The organism is Microbacterium sp. STRO-1N (assembly GCF_057748015.1).
In genome coordinates this window covers 2,259,678-2,273,721 of the sequence record NZ_CM173234.1, presented here as the reverse complement: position 1 = coordinate 2,273,721, position 14,044 = coordinate 2,259,678, and the positions used below count along the sequence as shown (strand labels likewise).

The following is a 14,044-nucleotide window of genomic DNA, read 5'->3' as shown; positions in this document are numbered from 1 at the left end:
AAGTTTGCACTCTGAACCTAAGAGTGCACTGTGAGTCTCGGGTGCCGCGGAACGCGCGTATCGAGGTCACGGACGAGCGAGGTCGGCCGTCTCGTCGTCGCCGACCGACAGGTCATTCGTCTGAGGGGTCGTGCCGGCGTGGTTGAACCGGTCGGGCCATGCGGCGGCTGCACCGCGGATGATCACTATCCATCCGATCGAGAACAGGAGGATTCCGCCGAGCATCGCCAGGCTCGGCGAGAAGAAATCGTACTGAGGGACGGGATGGCCGGCCCCGGCGATTCCGAACATCGGTACCCAGCTCCACAGCGCGAAGAGGGCGTGCGCCCCCTTGCGGAGGATCGCCACGGCCATGAACACCGTGAGCGAAACACCGCCGGTGAGTGCGGTCGCTCCCAGCGCGAGGACGAGGGTCGCACGCAGTGCTCGTCGAGAAGCGGACATGGTCGATCTCCCCCTGCATCCCGCGTTTGAGGGGATTCTGGCACTCCCCGGCTGCGGCGACAAGACCGGTGGGTCGCGATGCCGGCGCTATCGTGACATCTTGCGCGCCGATCCGTCGCGCCAGGACCACAGGTTCGGCACGGTGGCCGCCGCTCGTCATCACGAGCACCGCGCCGATCGACGAGCTGGCTCAGGCGGCGTCGCCGATCAGGATCGCCTCGGCATCCTCTCGTGCGGCGTCTTCGGGCTCGTCATCGATGTGAGCGAGTACGCGGCGTCCGAGGAAGACCGTCAGCGTCGCGATGAGCACGGCCGCGGCGGCGAACAGGTACGGAACCGTCGCGTTGAACTGGTGCCACAGCAGTGCGGCGACGGGCGGAGCAACCGCGCCGCCGATGAAGCGCACGGACGAGTACGCCGAGGATGCGACGGAGCGCGGCAGGTCCGTCGCCTCCATGACCGCCTCGGTCAGGACCGTGTTCATGACGCCGAGCAGCAGTCCGCCGATGATGATGCAGGCGACGAGCGCGGGCGCATCCTGCGCCACGATCCCGGCGACGATGAGATCGACCGCGAGCAGCGGCAGGACCGTCAGGATGATCGTGGTGCGGTGCATCCGGCGCATCATCCACGGCGCCACCCAGACGCTCGTGATCGCGAGTGCGACGCCCCAGCCGAAGAACGTGAAGCCGATGCCCATCGCGCCGAAACCCAGTGGGAACGGCGAGAACGCCAGCAGAACGAAGAATCCGATGTTGTAGAAGAACGCCGTGATCGCGAGAATCGCGAGCGCCGGGCGGCCCAGCGCCTTGAACGGTGCGGAGAACGGCACGGGCTCGCGCTTCTCTGCTGAAGGACGCAGCATGGTCAGCACGGCGATGAACCCGATCGCCATGAGCGCGACGACGCCGAAGAACGGTCCGCGCCAGCTGACCTCGCCCAGCAGCCCTCCGAGCAGCGGGCCGATCGCGATGCCGAGCCCGAGCGCGGCCTCGTAGAGCACGATCGCCGCGGCGCTGCCGCCGGACGCCGACCCGACGATCGTCGCGAGCGCCGTGGAGATGAACAGCGCGTTGCCCAGGCCCCACCCGGCGCGGAACCCGATGATGGCGTCCACGCTGCCGCTGAGTGCACAGGCCAGTGCGAACGCGACGATCAGCGCGAGGCCGGTAAGCAGTGTCGCCTTCGCACCGATGCGGCTCGAGATCCAGCTCGTGACGAGCATCGCGAGCCCGGTGATCAGCAGGTAGCTCGTGAAGAGCAGTTCGGTCTCGGTCGGCGTCGCCTCGAGAGACTCCGCGATGGCGGGGAGGATCGGGTCCACGAGTCCGATGCCCATGAACGCGACGACGCTCGCGAACGCCACCGCCCATACCTGGGCCGGCTGCTTCCAGGTCGATCCGGTCGCCTTCGCGCTGCTCATTCCGTGTCTCCTGTCTTCGAAAGGGGGGATTGTGCGGAGTGGTCCATGAGGATCTCGGCAGCACGCGAAAGCGCTGCCCAGTCGTCATCCCCGAGGTCCGCGAATCGCGGTGCGAGCGTCGCGCGGAACTCTGCTCGCCATTCCTGCACCGCGGTGCGTCCGGTCGGCGTGATGTCCACGACCGTCGCGCGCGAGTCTGCGGGGTCGCTCGAACGCGAAACCAGTCCCGCGCGTTCGAGGTCGCCGATCAGGCGGGTCATCCCCGGTTGCGTCGTCCGGGCGGCCGCCGCCAGAGCGCCGAGCCGGATGCCGCCGTCGCGCTCCAGGATGCTGAGCACGCGCCACTGGGCCGATGGCGCCTCGTTCTTGGCATCCTGCGCGGCGATACGGGCCAGCGCGTGCGCCGAGAGCACGATGGACGGAATCACGTCAGCACGATTCATACCTTCGAGTATATACCGAATGGTATGTAGTGGATGCGGTCAGCGCCGGGCGTTCGCGATGCGCGATGAGAGCTGGTGCGCGTGCGCCAGCAGCGTCCGTCCGAGATCGGCCATGCGGTCCGGGCCGAAGCGGAACTCGACGCCCGTCAGGCTCAGCGCCCACTCCGGGCGCCCCTGGCGATCGAAGACGGCCGCGCCGATGCCCCAGCTGCCCTCCACGATGAGCCCAGGGTTGATCGCGTAGCCGCGTTCCTTGGTCTCGGTGAGCCTCGCGCGCAACGGTTTCTCGCCGTGCACTCGGCCCCAACGGTCCGCGAGCTCCGGATGTCGGTCGAGGTAGGCATCCACATCGTGGTCAGGGAGGAACGCCAGAATCGCGAGTCCGGCACTGGCGACGCCGAGCGGGAAGCGGACGCCTTCGCTGAGCACGAACGACCGGATCGGGAACGAACCCTCTTCGCGCAGCAGGCAGACGGTCTCATCGGCGCGTCGTACGGACAGGAAGGCGCTCTCCTCGGTCTTCACCGCCAGCGAGCGGACGATGTCGCGCGCGAGGGCTGTGATGTCATAGCGCGCTGCGGCGACGGTTCCCATGAGGAACAGTTCGGGTCCAGGCATCCATCGCGCGGTGTCGTCGTCCCGATCGACGAGTCCTTCGACGCGGAGTGCGGAGAGCAGCCGGTGCGCGGTCGAGCGCGACAACTCCGCGGAGCGCGCCAGCTCGTGAAGACTCGCGCCGTCCGCACCGCCGGCCGTGACCAGCCGCAACAGGTGCGCAGCCCTGGCCACCGCCTGTGCGCCGGGCACTGATCGCGTCGTGGGTTCCACATGGTGGACGCTACTCGCGCATCCGACCACATGGCAAGCACGCCCTTCAGAACGCGGCGCAACAGGTGGATGCTGGAATCAGAACCCACGAAGGAGTGATGCGTGATCGACAAGCAATGGGCCTCTGCGGCCGAGGCCGTGGCCGACATCCCGGTCGGGGCATCCCTCGCCGTCGGCGGCTTCGGCCTCTCCGGCAACCCGATCGCGCTCATCGAGGCGCTGCTGGCGCAGGGGACCACGGATCTCAGCGTCGTCAGCAACAACTGCGGCGTCGACGACTGGGGCCTCGGCATCCTGCTCGCCGCCCAGCGCATCCGCAAGATGACGTCGTCCTACGTGGGCGAGAACAAGGAGTTCGAGCGGCAGTTCCTCTCGGGTGAGCTCGAGCTCGAACTCACTCCGCAGGGCACGCTGGCCGAGAAGCTGCGGGCGGGTGGCTCCGGCATCGCGGCGTTCTACACCCAGACCGGCGTCGGGACCCAGGTCGCCGAGGGCGGTCTGCCCCGGCGATACAACGCCGATGGCACGATCGCCGTCGCGTCGCCCGTGAAGGACATCCGCACGTTCGACGTCGATGGCACGCCGAAGGAGTTCGTGCTGGAGGATGCCATCACGACCGATTTCTCGCTCGTGCACGCCGCCGCGGGCGACCGGCACGGGAACCTCGTGTTCAACAAGGCGGCCCGCAACTTCAACCCGCTCGCCGCGATGGCGGGTCGCATCTGCATCGCCCAGGTCGAGCAGCTCGTGGAGCCGGGAGAGATCGATCCGGACCGCGTGCATCTCGCCGGCGTCTACGTGCACCGCATCGTCGAGGTCGGCACCGAGATTCCGAAGCGCATCGAGCGACGGACCGTGACGCCGTCGCAGGAAGGAGTCTGACATGCCGCTGACACGCGAACGGATGGCGGCCCGCGCAGCCGAAGAGTTGGAGGACGGCTCCTACGTCAACCTCGGCATCGGACTGCCGACTCTCGTACCGAACTACGTCCCGACGGGCGTGACGGTCGTGCTCCAGTCCGAGAACGGCATTCTCGGCGTGGGACCGTATCCCACCGAGGATGCCGTCGACCCCGATCTCATCAACGCAGGCAAGGAGACCGTCACGGTGCTGCCGGGTTCGGCGTTCTTCGACTCGGCGATGAGCTTCGGGATGATCCGCGGCGGCAAGATCGACGCCGCGATTCTCGGCGCCATGCAGGTCTCGGTATCCGGCGATCTCGCGAACTGGATGATCCCGGGCAAGATGGTCAAGGGGCCCGGCGGCGCGATGGACCTCGTCCACGGCGCCAGGCGCGTCGTCGTGCTGATGGAGCATGTCGCGAAGGACGGCTCCGCCAAGATCGTGAACGACTGCTCGCTGCCCTTGACCGGCAGGGGAGTGGTGCACCGCATCATCACCGATCTGGCCGTCATCGACATCACCCCCGATGGACTCGTGCTCGTCGAAACGGCGCCGGGCGTGAGCGTGCAGGACGTCATCGAGGCGACCGAGCCCCCGCTCTTCATCTCCCCGGAACTGAAGGAACTGTCATGACCGACATCGTCATCGTCGCCGCCGCTCGTACCCCGCAGGGCCGACTCAAGGGCCAGCTGGCCTCCTTCACCGCCCCTCAGCTCGGATCGTTCGCGATCCGCGGTGCGCTCGCCCAGGCATCCGTCGATCCAGGGGAAGTGGATGCCGTGATCATCGGACAGGTCCTCGCCGCGGGCTCTGGGCAGAACGCCGCGCGGCAGGCCGCGATCGGGGCCGGCATCGGCTGGGACGTTCCCGCGCACTCCGTGAACAAGGTCTGCCTGTCCGGGCTCACCGCGATCATCGATGCCGCCCGCATGATCCGCACCGGCGACGCGACCACGGTGGTCGCGGCCGGAATGGAGTCGATGACCCGCGCGCCCCATCTGCTGATGGGCTCACGAGACGGCTGGACGTACGGCAGCGTCGAGGTGCTCGACCACATGGCCTACGACGGACTCACAGACGCGTACGACCGCGAGAGCATGGGTGCCTCGACCGAGCGCCATAACGCACGGTACGAGCTCACCCGCGAGGCGCAGGATGCCGTCGCGGCGCTGTCGCACCAGCGCGCAGCCGCGGCGCAGGACGCCGGAGTGTTCGCCTCCGAGATCATCGCCGTCGAGGTGCCGCAGCGCCGCGGCGAACCGGTCGTCGTCGCGAAGGACGAAGGCGTGCGCCCCGAGACCACCGTCGACACGCTCGCAGGACTCCGTGCGGCCTTCGCCGACGGCGGATCGATCACCGCCGGCAACTCCTCGCAGATCTCGGACGGCGCTTCTGCCGTCATCATCACGACCCGTGAGAACGCCGACGCCCACGGCTGGCCGGTGCTCGCCGTGATCGGAGCGAGCGGGCAGACCGCCGGGCCGGACAACTCCCTGCAGGCGCAGCCGGCGCGAGCGATAGAAAAGGCGTGCGAGAAGCAGGGCATCTCACCGGAGGATCTCGACCTCGTCGAGATCAATGAGGCGTTCGGCGCCGTCGTGGCGCGATCCCAGACCGAGCTCGGACTTTCGAGCGACGTCGTCAACATCCACGGCGGCGGCATCGCGATCGGTCATCCGATCGGCGCGAGCGGCAACCGTCTCGTCGTGCACCTCGCTCACGAGCTGGCCCGTCGCGGCAGCGGCACCATGGCTGTCGGCCTCTGCGGCGGCGGCGGTCAGGGCGAGGCGCTCGTCCTGACGCGCTGACGGGCCTCAGCGCTTCTGCGCCGCCTTGGTCTGCTTCTCGAGGCGCTTGGCGTTCTTGCGTGCTCGCTTCTCCTGCACCGGTGCGAGCGGAGAGTCGGCGGCCACGGCGAGCCCCTTCTCCTCGCGGCGCATGTCGACGAGCGCGCCGATCGCCAGTGCGAGAGTGATGCCCCAGCTCAGCCACGCCAGAACGGCGCGCCAGGTGATCGGCGCCTCTCGTGTGCCGCGCAGCAGCGAGGCGCCCGCGGTGATCGCTCCGATGAGTCCAGTGCCGAAGAGATAGCGCATGCCCCAACGGTACCCGGTCGTGCGATCGACCGACCGACTCTGGAATCTCGCAGGTCACGACGCTAAGATGTCCGTTGGCGCTTCGGCGTCCCAGTTGTGTATCTACCGGCCGTCGGCATCCCGGCGGAAAGCGGCGGCACCAGATCCCCGCGTCCATCGGGCGCGCGAGAGCCATGACCCAGACACACACGTCTTCTGCGGCATCCGCCGCGTCTCCCAGCCTGCTGCGCCTGGCGGGCCTGCCCTATTTCGTCATCGCCTTCATTGCGCGACTCCCGTTCGCGATGATGGTCGTCGGTGTCCTCACCGTCGTCGTCTCGTCCCGCGGCTCGCTCGCGCTCGGCGGCCTCACCTCAGCGGCAGTGGGTCTCGGCACCGCTGTGGTCGGCCCCCTGCTCGGCGCTGCGGCGGATCGCTACGGCCAGCGCGTCGTGCTCCTGATCTCCGCGATCGTCAACGGCACGATGCTCGCCGTCTTCGCCTGGGTCGTCTACAGCCCGGCCGCCGATCCTCTCGTGCTGATCACGGCTCTGCTGATCGGCGCCTCGGCACCGCAGGTCTCGCCGATGTCGCGTTCCCGCCTGGTCGCGATCATCTCGGAGCGGATGCCGGAGAGCACCAGGGCGAAGACCATCTCCGGCACGTTCTCGTACGAGTCGGCAGCCGATGAGACCGTGTTCGTGTTCGGGCCGTTCCTGGTGGGCGTCCTCGCGTCGGCCATCGCACCCTGGGCACCGCTGGTGGGCGCCGCAGGTCTCACCTTCGTGTTCGTCGGTGCCTTCGCTCTGCACCCCACGGCACGCCACATCTCCGCCGAGCGGCACGCCGACGGTTCGGCGCCGTCGAAGGCCTCCGAGCTGTTCCGTCCGGAGCTGCTGGTGGTGGTGCTCGGCATCCTGGGCGTCGGACTCTTCTTCGGAGCGATGCTCACATCTCTCACCTCCTTCATGGCCGACCGCGGGGATGCCGAGCAGGCCGGCCTTCTCTACGGAGTGATGGGCATCGGCTCGGCGGCGCTCGCACTCGGCGTCGCGTGGCTGCCGCCCCGATTCACGCTGCGCGCCCGCTGGCTGGTCTTCGGGGGAATCCTGTTCCTCGGCACGCTGCTGGTCGCCACAGCCTCCTCGGTGGAGACCATGCTCATCGCGCTGGCGATCATGGGGATCGGCATCGGCCCGACCCTCGTCACGCAGTACAGCTTCGGCGCCGCGCGCAGTCCGCTGGGCCGCTCGGCCACCGTCATGACCATGCTGGGTTCAGGGGTCGTGGTCGGCCAGGCCGCGGCATCCGCCATCACCGGCGAAGTCGCCGAATCCCTCGGCACCGGTGCGGCGCTGCTGCTGCCGGCCTGCGCCGCAGCCGTCGTGCTGATCGCAGGGATCGCCAACTGGTTCCTCAGCGACCCGCGCCGGACGCCTCGCACGGCGCAGTGACGGCACAGCCCCGGGCCCGCGCAGACGATCCGGCTACGCTGGAGGCACCGATCAGATGAGGGAGTCTCCATGGCTGTTGCGGAATTCGTCGTCGTCGCGAACAGGTTGCCTGTGGATCGTGTCCAGGGCCCGGACGGCGAGGAGATCTGGCGGACTTCGCCCGGGGGACTGGTCGCAGCACTCGAGCCGGTCATGCACTCCGTGGACGGCGCATGGGTCGGCTGGGCGGGGCAGGCGGATCTCGAGCTGGCACCCTTCGAGACCGGCGGTCTCAAACTGATCCCTGTCGCGCTGAGCGAGCAGGAGGTCGAGGAGTACTACGAGGGCTTCGCCAATGACACGATCTGGCCGCTGTATCACGACGTGATCTCACCGCCGCAGTACCACCGCGAATGGTGGGAGGCGTACGTGATCGTGAACCGCCGGTTCGCGGAGGCGGCGGCGTCGGCCGTCGCGCCGAACGGCACGGTGTGGGTGCACGACTACCAACTGCAGCTGGTCCCCGAGATGGTGCGCGCACTGCGGCCGGACGTGACGATCGGGTACTTCCACCACATCCCGTTCCCGGCGCACGGCCTCTACGCGCAGTTGCCGTGGCGCGACCAGGTGCTGCGTGGCCTGCTCGGCGCCGATGTGATCGGATTCCAGCGCGCGCAGGACGCCAGTTACTTCCTCGCGGCGGTCCGGCGCCGACTGCGGCACGAGGTGAAGGGGGCGAACGTCACCGTGCCGGAGGAGGACGGCGCACGGACGGTCCTGGCCAAGGCGTTCCCCATCTCGATCGACACCGTTCCGTACATCGAACTCGCGGCTCGCCCAGACATCCAGGCGAGGGCGGCGGAGATCCGCGAGAGTCTCGGCAACCCGCGCAAGATCCTCCTCGGCGTCGACCGGCTCGATTACACCAAGGGCATCAGACACCGCATCAAGGCGTACGCCGAGCTGGTCGCCGAGGGGACGCTGAGCGTCGAGGACGTCACGTTCGTCCAGGTCGCGAGCCCGAGTCGTGAGCGGGTGGACTCCTACGTGCAGCTGCGCGATGAGATCGAGCTCTCGGTCGGCCGTCTGAACGGCGATTACGACACCATGGGGCACACGGCGATCCGCTACCTGCACCAGGGCTTTCCTCGGGAGGAGATGGTGGCGCTGTACCTCGCGGCCGACGTCATGCTCGTCACAGCGCTGCGCGACGGCATGAATCTCGTCGCGAAGGAGTACATCGCGACAAGGCGCGACAACCGCGGAGTCCTCGTGCTCAGCGAGTTCACCGGTGCCGCCGATGAACTCCGTCAGGCCGTGCGCGTGAACCCGCACGACATCGAAGGCCTCAAGGACGCCATCATGACGGCCGTGCAGATGCCGGCCGCCGAGCAGGGCAAGCGCATGCGCGCGCTGCGCAAGCGCGTGCTCGAGCACGACGTGAACGCGTGGTCGTCGTCGTTCCTCGCCGCACTGCGTGCAGCCAAGGAGAAGCCGGCGCCGCAGCCGTGAGAGGCTGAGACGGACCCGACTTGACTTCCTGAGGAGAGATCGCAGTGACCCGCACCTGGACGCCCGGAACCGCTGACGCCGCACTGACCGCCATCGCCACCACGCCCCGGCTCGTGATCGCGCTCGACTTCGACGGCGTCGCATCGCCGCTTGTTCCTGAACCGATGGCGGCCAGGGCTCTGCCGGCCGTCAAGGAGCAGATCGAGCGCCTCGTGGCTCTTCCGGACACGCAGGTCGCCTTCGTCTCCGGGCGCAGCATGCACGACCTGCGTATCATCACCGAGCACGAGGACGACTCATCCGTCGCGCTCGCCGGATCGCACGGCGCGCAGTACTGGTTCCCCGGGACGGGTGACGCAGCCCCGACCGGTGAGGCGACCGAGGAGGGGGCGCGCGAAGAGCTCTGGGCGGCCGCGCAGCCCATCATCGAACGCTACGAGGGCGCCGAGTTCGAGCCCAAGGCGTTCGGCATGGGAGTGCACACCCGCCGCGCGACGCCGGAGGTCGAGGCCGCGGTGTTCGCCGAGATCGACGCGCTCGTCGCCGACCGTTTCCCGCACTGGCGCCGGCGCTCCGGTCATCGGGTGCTCGAGTTCTCCTCGCGCACCGAGGGCAAGGATGCGGCGATGGGCGTTCTCCGCGAGCACTTCGATGCCACCGGCATCCTGTTCGCCGGTGACGACGTGACCGACGAGGACGCCCTGCGCGTGCTGCTGCCCGGGGACCTGGGTGTTCGGGTCGGACCGGGCGAGTCGGCGGCGACGCTGCGTGTCGAGAACCCACAGCAGATCGCCGAACTTCTGGCGCAGGTGGCAACGGAGCGGGCCGCCGGACGGGAATAGACTGCCGTCATGGCCTCGCAGGAACCCACGGACGCGTCCGTCGACATCAAGCCCCGCAGCCGCGTCGTCACGGACGGAATCGAAGCCACGACGTCGCGCGGGATGCTCCGCGCGGTCGGCATGGGCGATGCGGACTGGGACAAGCCCCAGATCGGGATCGCGTCGAGCTGGAACGAGATCACGCCCTGCAACCTGAGCCTGGACCGCCTCGCGCAAGGGGCGAAGGAGGGCGTGCACTCCGGCGGCGGATATCCGCTGCAGTTCGGCACGATCTCCGTCTCGGACGGCATCTCGATGGGCCACGAGGGCATGCATTTCTCGCTCGTCTCCCGCGAGGTGATCGCGGACTCGGTCGAGACCGTCATGATGGCGGAGCGGCTGGACGGCTCGGTCCTGCTCGCGGGCTGCGACAAGTCGATCCCGGGGATGCTCATGGCCAGCGCCCGACTCGGTCTGTCCAGTGTCTTCCTGTACGCCGGCTCGATCGCACCGGGCTGGGTGAAGCTGTCGGACGGCACCGAGAAGGACATCACGATCATCGACTCGTTCGAGGGCGTCGGCGCCTGCCGCGCCGGCCGGATGAGCGAAGAGGACCTCAAGCGCATCGAGTGCGCGTTCGCTCCGGGTGAGGGCGCCTGCGGCGGCATGTACACCGCGAACACCATGGCCTCCGTGGCCGAGGCGCTCGGGCTGAGCATGCCGGGGTCGGCAGCACCGCCGTCCGCGGATCGTCGACGCGACCAGTTCGCGCACCGTTCGGGCGAGGCGGTCGTCAACCTGCTGCGTCTGGGCATCACCACCAAGGACATCCTGACCAAGGAGTCCTTCGAAAACGCGATCGCTCTCGCGATGGCGCTCGGCGGGTCGACCAACGTCGTCCTGCATCTGCTCGCGATCGCCCGCGAGGCGCAGGTCGAACTCGACCTGCACGACTTCAACCGGATCGGTGACAGGACGCCGCACATCGCCGACATGAAGCCGTTCGGCAAGTACGTCATGAATGACGTCGATCGTCAGGGCGGAATCCCCGTCATCATGAAGGCGATGCTCGACGAGGGACTCCTGCACGGCGATGCCCTGACCGTCACCGGCAAGACCGTCGCCGAGAACCTGCGCGACCTGGACCCCGATCCGATCGACGGCGAGGTCATCCACACGTTCGACAACCCGATCCATGCGTCGGGCGGCATCACGATCCTGCACGGCACCATGGCGCCGGAGGGCGCCGTCGTGAAGTCCGCCGGCTTCGACGCCGATGTCTTCGAAGGCCCGGCACGCGTGTTCGAGCGCGAGCGCGCCGCCATGGACGCCCTCGCCGAAGGCGCGATCCGGGCCGGCGACGTGGTCGTCATCCGGTACGAAGGGCCGAAGGGCGGGCCCGGTATGCGCGAGATGCTCGCGATCACCGGAGCCATCAAGGGCGCTGGGCTCGGAAAAGATGTACTACTCTTGACGGACGGACGATTCTCAGGCGGCACAACCGGCCTGTGCATCGGCCACATAGCACCCGAAGCGGTGGACGCAGGTCCTATCGCCTTCGTGCGCGATGGTGATCTGATACGGGTCGATATCGCAGCTCGCTCTCTCGACCTACTCGTCGACGAGGCGGAGCTCGCCTCCCGCCGCTCTGGCTGGGAGCCGCTTCCCCCGCGCTATACCCGTGGCGTTCTTGCCAAGTACGCAGCCCTCGTGCGCTCCGCAGCCGAGGGAGCGACGACCGGTTGAGTCTCTGGCCGCCCGAGGCCTTTCGGGCCCACTTCGACGTCGCTCATCAGATCCGAGGAAACAAACATGACTGCTGATTCCGTGTCCGCCGTGCCACGGCCACCGGCCCGTCAGGCCGCAGCCCCAGAACTCACCGGCGCCCAGGCCGTCGTCCGGTCGCTCGAACTGCTCGGCGTCACCGACGTGTTCGGCATCCCTGGTGGAGCGATCATGGAGGTGTACGACCCGCTGCTGGATTCCACCGAGCTGCGTCACATCCTGGTCCGTCACGAACAGGGCGGTGGGCACGCGGCCGAGGGCTACGCCGCGGCATCCAACAAGATCGGCGTCACCATCGCCACCTCAGGGCCAGGCGCGACGAACCTCGTCACGGCGATCGCCGATGCGTACATGGACTCCGTGCCGATCGTCGCGATCACCGGTCAGGTGTTCTCGACCCTCATGGGCACCGATGCGTTCCAGGAAGCGGACATCGTCGGCATCACGATGCCGGTGACCAAGCACTCCATCCTCGTCAAGGACGTCAACGAGATCCCGGCTGCCATCGCCGCGGCCTTCGAGATCGCCGGGACCGGTCGCCCAGGACCCGTCCTCGTGGACATCACGAAGGATGCTCAGCAGGCCAAGGCGCCGTTCATCTGGCCGCCCAAGATCGACCTTCCCGGCTACCGCCCGGTGACGAAGGCGCACGGCAAGCAGATCCAGGCCGCGGCCAACCTGCTCGCAGACGCCAAGAAGCCGGTGCTCTACGTCGGCGGTGGTGTCATCCGCGGGCGCGCCTCCGAAGAGCTCAAGCGCTTCGCCGAGACGACCGGCGCTCCTGTCGTCACGACACTGATGGCTCGCGGGGCGTTCCCGGACTCGCACCCGCAGCACCTCGGCATGCCGGGGATGCACGGCACGGTTCCTGCCGTGCTCGCGCTGCAGGAGTCCGACCTGATCCTGGCGCTGGGTGCACGATTCGACGACCGTGTGACCGGCAAGGCCGCACTGTTCGCACCGAACGCGAAGGTCGTCCACGTCGACATCGACCCGGCCGAGATCTCGAAGATCCGCAACGCCGACGTGCCGATCGTCGGCGACGTGCGCGACGTGCTCGTCGACCTGGACGCCGCGTTCCGCGGCACCATGGGCGCGGACAAGCCGTACACCGACGAGTGGTGGTCCTACCTCGACGGACTGCGTGACGAGTTCCCCCTCGGCTTCCAGCCCACCACAGACGGTCTGCTCTCGCCGCAGCACGTCATCCAGCGCATCGGCGAGCTGACCGGACCCGAAGCCGTGTACGCGGCCGGTGTCGGCCAGCACCAGATGTGGGCGGCGCAGTTCATCAAGTACGAGCGTCCGAACTCGTGGCTCAACTCCGGCGGCGCCGGGACCATGGGGTACTCGGTTCCGGCCGCCATGGGCGCGAAGGTCGCAGAGCCGCATCGTGTGGTGTGGTCGATCGACGGCGACGGATGCTTCCAGATGACCAATCAGGAGCTCGCCACCTGCGCGATCAACAACATCCCGATCAAGGTCGCGATCATCAACAACTCCTCGCTGGGGATGGTGCGCCAGTGGCAGACGCTGTTCTACGACGGTCGGCACTCCAACACCGACCTGAACACCGGCCACGGCACGATCCGCATCCCCGACTTCGTCAAGCTCGCCGAGGCATACGGCTGCCTCGGCATCCGGGTGGAGAAGGAGGAGGACGTAGATGCCGCGATCAAGCTCGCGCTGGAGACCAACGACCGCCCGGTGGTGATCGACTTCGTGGTGTCCGCCGACGCGATGGTGTGGCCGATGGTGCCGCAGGGCGTCAGCAACAGCTACGTCCAGTACGCCGTCGACCACGCGCCGTCCTTCGAAGAGGAGATGTGACGACATGTCCACTCACGTGCTGAGCCTCCTGGTGGAGGACACCCCCGGTCTGCTGACCCGCGTCGCCGGGCTCTTCGCCCGTCGCGGCTTCAACATCGAGTCCCTCGCCGTCGGCGTGACCGAGGTGCCGGGTATCTCTCGCATCACCGTCGTGGTCGACGTGGAGGACCTGCCCCTCGAGCAGGTGACGAAGCAGCTGAACAAGCTCATCAACGTCATCAAGATCGTCGAGCTCGACTTCGCCACGTCCGTCCAGCGACACCACGTGCTTGTGAAGGTCCGCACGGACAACGCGACCCGTTCGAACGTGATCGAGATCGTGAACCTGTTCCGCGCCTCCGTCGTCGACTACGCGGCCGACGCCGTCGTGGTCGAGGTCACCGGCGACAAGGGCAAGATCGATGCGATCCTGCGCGCTCTCGAGCCCTTCGGGATCAAGGAGCTCTCGCAATCCGGACTGCTCGCCATCGGGCGCGGCGGCAAGAGCATCACCGAGCGCGTCCTGCGCGGCTGACACCCACCCCAGACCACCACCAAGGAGAAATA

Annotated in this window: 14 protein-coding genes; 9 read left to right on the top strand and 5 right to left on the bottom strand. The window is 68.0% G+C overall.

The window, feature by feature from the left end:
- Window positions 1-66 precede the first annotated feature (66 nt).
- The 4 genes from AC3ANJ_RS10985 to AC3ANJ_RS10970 all read right to left on the bottom strand — a co-directional run bounded on the left by AC3ANJ_RS10985 (window position 67) and on the right by AC3ANJ_RS10970 (window position 3,138).
- On the bottom strand, window positions 67-444 hold the full coding sequence (locus AC3ANJ_RS10985; protein WP_488316338.1) for a hypothetical protein: 378 nt from the start codon (window positions 442-444) through the stop codon (window positions 67-69).
- A 190-nt stretch (window positions 445-634) separates the two neighbouring features.
- Window positions 635-1,867, bottom strand: a complete 1,233-nt coding sequence (locus AC3ANJ_RS10980) for an MFS transporter (RefSeq protein ID WP_488316337.1) — start codon at window positions 1,865-1,867, stop codon at window positions 635-637.
- On the bottom strand, window positions 1,864-2,310 hold the full coding sequence (locus AC3ANJ_RS10975) for a MarR family winged helix-turn-helix transcriptional regulator (RefSeq protein ID WP_488316336.1): 447 nt from the start codon (window positions 2,308-2,310) through the stop codon (window positions 1,864-1,866). Before AC3ANJ_RS10975 ends, AC3ANJ_RS10980 begins: the two co-directional genes overlap by 4 nt.
- A gap of 39 nt (window positions 2,311-2,349) precedes the next feature.
- A complete protein-coding gene (locus tag AC3ANJ_RS10970) occupies window positions 2,350-3,138 on the bottom strand; it encodes an IclR family transcriptional regulator (protein WP_488316335.1) in 789 nt (262 codons plus the stop codon).
- A 102-nt stretch (window positions 3,139-3,240) separates the two neighbouring features.
- On the opposite strand from AC3ANJ_RS10970, the gene AC3ANJ_RS10965 reads away from it, so the two are divergent.
- Genes AC3ANJ_RS10965 through AC3ANJ_RS10955 form a run of 3 tightly spaced genes read left to right on the top strand, consistent with a single transcriptional unit; the run spans window position 3,241 to window position 5,850 of the window.
- Entirely contained in the window at window positions 3,241-4,020 is a 780-nt protein-coding gene (locus AC3ANJ_RS10965) for a CoA transferase subunit A (protein ID WP_488316334.1), read from the top strand.
- Between the two features lies 1 nt (window position 4,021).
- Window positions 4,022-4,675, top strand: coding sequence for a CoA transferase subunit B (locus AC3ANJ_RS10960; RefSeq protein ID WP_488316333.1), 654 nt, complete (start codon window positions 4,022-4,024; stop codon window positions 4,673-4,675).
- Window positions 4,672-5,850, top strand: a complete 1,179-nt coding sequence (locus tag AC3ANJ_RS10955) for an acetyl-CoA C-acetyltransferase (protein ID WP_488316332.1) — start codon at window positions 4,672-4,674, stop codon at window positions 5,848-5,850. The genes AC3ANJ_RS10960 and AC3ANJ_RS10955 overlap by 4 nt, the downstream gene beginning before the upstream one ends.
- Window positions 5,851-5,856: 6 nt before the next feature.
- On the opposite strand, the gene AC3ANJ_RS10950 is transcribed toward AC3ANJ_RS10955, so the two are convergent.
- Window positions 5,857-6,138 carry a hypothetical protein gene (locus AC3ANJ_RS10950; RefSeq protein WP_488316331.1) on the bottom strand — a complete coding sequence of 94 codons (282 nt, stop codon included), beginning with the start codon at window positions 6,136-6,138 and terminating at the stop codon, window positions 5,857-5,859.
- A 173-nt stretch (window positions 6,139-6,311) separates the two neighbouring features.
- Here AC3ANJ_RS10950 and AC3ANJ_RS10945 point away from each other — a divergent pair, with 173 nt between their 5' ends.
- The 6 genes from AC3ANJ_RS10945 (at window position 6,312) to ilvN (ending at window position 14,012) form a co-directional block, all read left to right on the top strand.
- Window positions 6,312-7,571 carry an MFS transporter gene (locus AC3ANJ_RS10945; RefSeq protein ID WP_488316330.1) on the top strand — a complete coding sequence of 420 codons (1,260 nt, stop codon included), beginning with the start codon at window positions 6,312-6,314 and terminating at the stop codon, window positions 7,569-7,571.
- 69 nt (window positions 7,572-7,640) lie between these two features.
- Window positions 7,641-9,062, top strand: a complete 1,422-nt coding sequence (locus tag AC3ANJ_RS10940) for an alpha,alpha-trehalose-phosphate synthase (UDP-forming) (protein WP_406249922.1) — start codon at window positions 7,641-7,643, stop codon at window positions 9,060-9,062.
- A 44-nt stretch (window positions 9,063-9,106) separates the two neighbouring features.
- Window positions 9,107-9,904, top strand: a complete 798-nt coding sequence (gene otsB, locus AC3ANJ_RS10935; protein WP_406249924.1) for a trehalose-phosphatase — start codon at window positions 9,107-9,109, stop codon at window positions 9,902-9,904.
- A gap of 9 nt (window positions 9,905-9,913) precedes the next feature.
- Window positions 9,914-11,629, top strand: coding sequence for a dihydroxy-acid dehydratase (ilvD, locus tag AC3ANJ_RS10930; RefSeq protein ID WP_488316329.1), 1,716 nt, complete (start codon window positions 9,914-9,916; stop codon window positions 11,627-11,629).
- Between the two features lie 66 nt (window positions 11,630-11,695).
- Window positions 11,696-13,498 (top strand): acetolactate synthase large subunit, encoded by a 1,803-nt coding sequence (locus AC3ANJ_RS10925; protein WP_488316328.1) that lies wholly within the window; start codon window positions 11,696-11,698, stop codon window positions 13,496-13,498.
- A gap of 4 nt (window positions 13,499-13,502) precedes the next feature.
- The gene (gene ilvN / locus AC3ANJ_RS10920; protein WP_406249929.1) at window positions 13,503-14,012 is read left to right on the top strand and encodes an acetolactate synthase small subunit; all 510 of its coding nucleotides are present in this window, start codon (window positions 13,503-13,505) and stop codon (window positions 14,010-14,012) included.
- Window positions 14,013-14,044 lie beyond the last annotated feature (32 nt).

What these genes read in the sequence shown, in the direction of transcription:
- AC3ANJ_RS10925 (WP_488316328.1), top strand. Translation starts at nt 11,696, where the DNA reads ATGACTGCTGATTCCGTGTCCGCCGTGCCACGGCCACCGGCCCGTCAG.
- AC3ANJ_RS10955 (WP_488316332.1), top strand. Translation starts at nt 4,672, where the DNA reads ATGACCGACATCGTCATCGTCGCCGCCGCTCGTACCCCGCAGGGCCGA.
- AC3ANJ_RS10945 (WP_488316330.1), top strand. Translation starts at nt 6,312, where the DNA reads ATGACCCAGACACACACGTCTTCTGCGGCATCCGCCGCGTCTCCCAGC.
- ilvN (WP_406249929.1), top strand. Translation starts at nt 13,503, where the DNA reads ATGTCCACTCACGTGCTGAGCCTCCTGGTGGAGGACACCCCCGGTCTG.
- AC3ANJ_RS10975 (WP_488316336.1), bottom strand. Translation starts at nt 2,310, where the DNA reads ATGAATCGTGCTGACGTGATTCCGTCCATCGTGCTCTCGGCGCACGCG.
- AC3ANJ_RS10940 (WP_406249922.1), top strand. Translation starts at nt 7,641, where the DNA reads ATGGCTGTTGCGGAATTCGTCGTCGTCGCGAACAGGTTGCCTGTGGAT.
- AC3ANJ_RS10985 (WP_488316338.1), bottom strand. Translation starts at nt 444, where the DNA reads ATGTCCGCTTCTCGACGAGCACTGCGTGCGACCCTCGTCCTCGCGCTG.
- AC3ANJ_RS10980 (WP_488316337.1), bottom strand. Translation starts at nt 1,867, where the DNA reads ATGAGCAGCGCGAAGGCGACCGGATCGACCTGGAAGCAGCCGGCCCAG.
- ilvD (WP_488316329.1), top strand. Translation starts at nt 9,914, where the DNA reads ATGGCCTCGCAGGAACCCACGGACGCGTCCGTCGACATCAAGCCCCGC.
- AC3ANJ_RS10950 (WP_488316331.1), bottom strand. Translation starts at nt 6,138, where the DNA reads ATGCGCTATCTCTTCGGCACTGGACTCATCGGAGCGATCACCGCGGGC.
- AC3ANJ_RS10960 (WP_488316333.1), top strand. Translation starts at nt 4,022, where the DNA reads ATGCCGCTGACACGCGAACGGATGGCGGCCCGCGCAGCCGAAGAGTTG.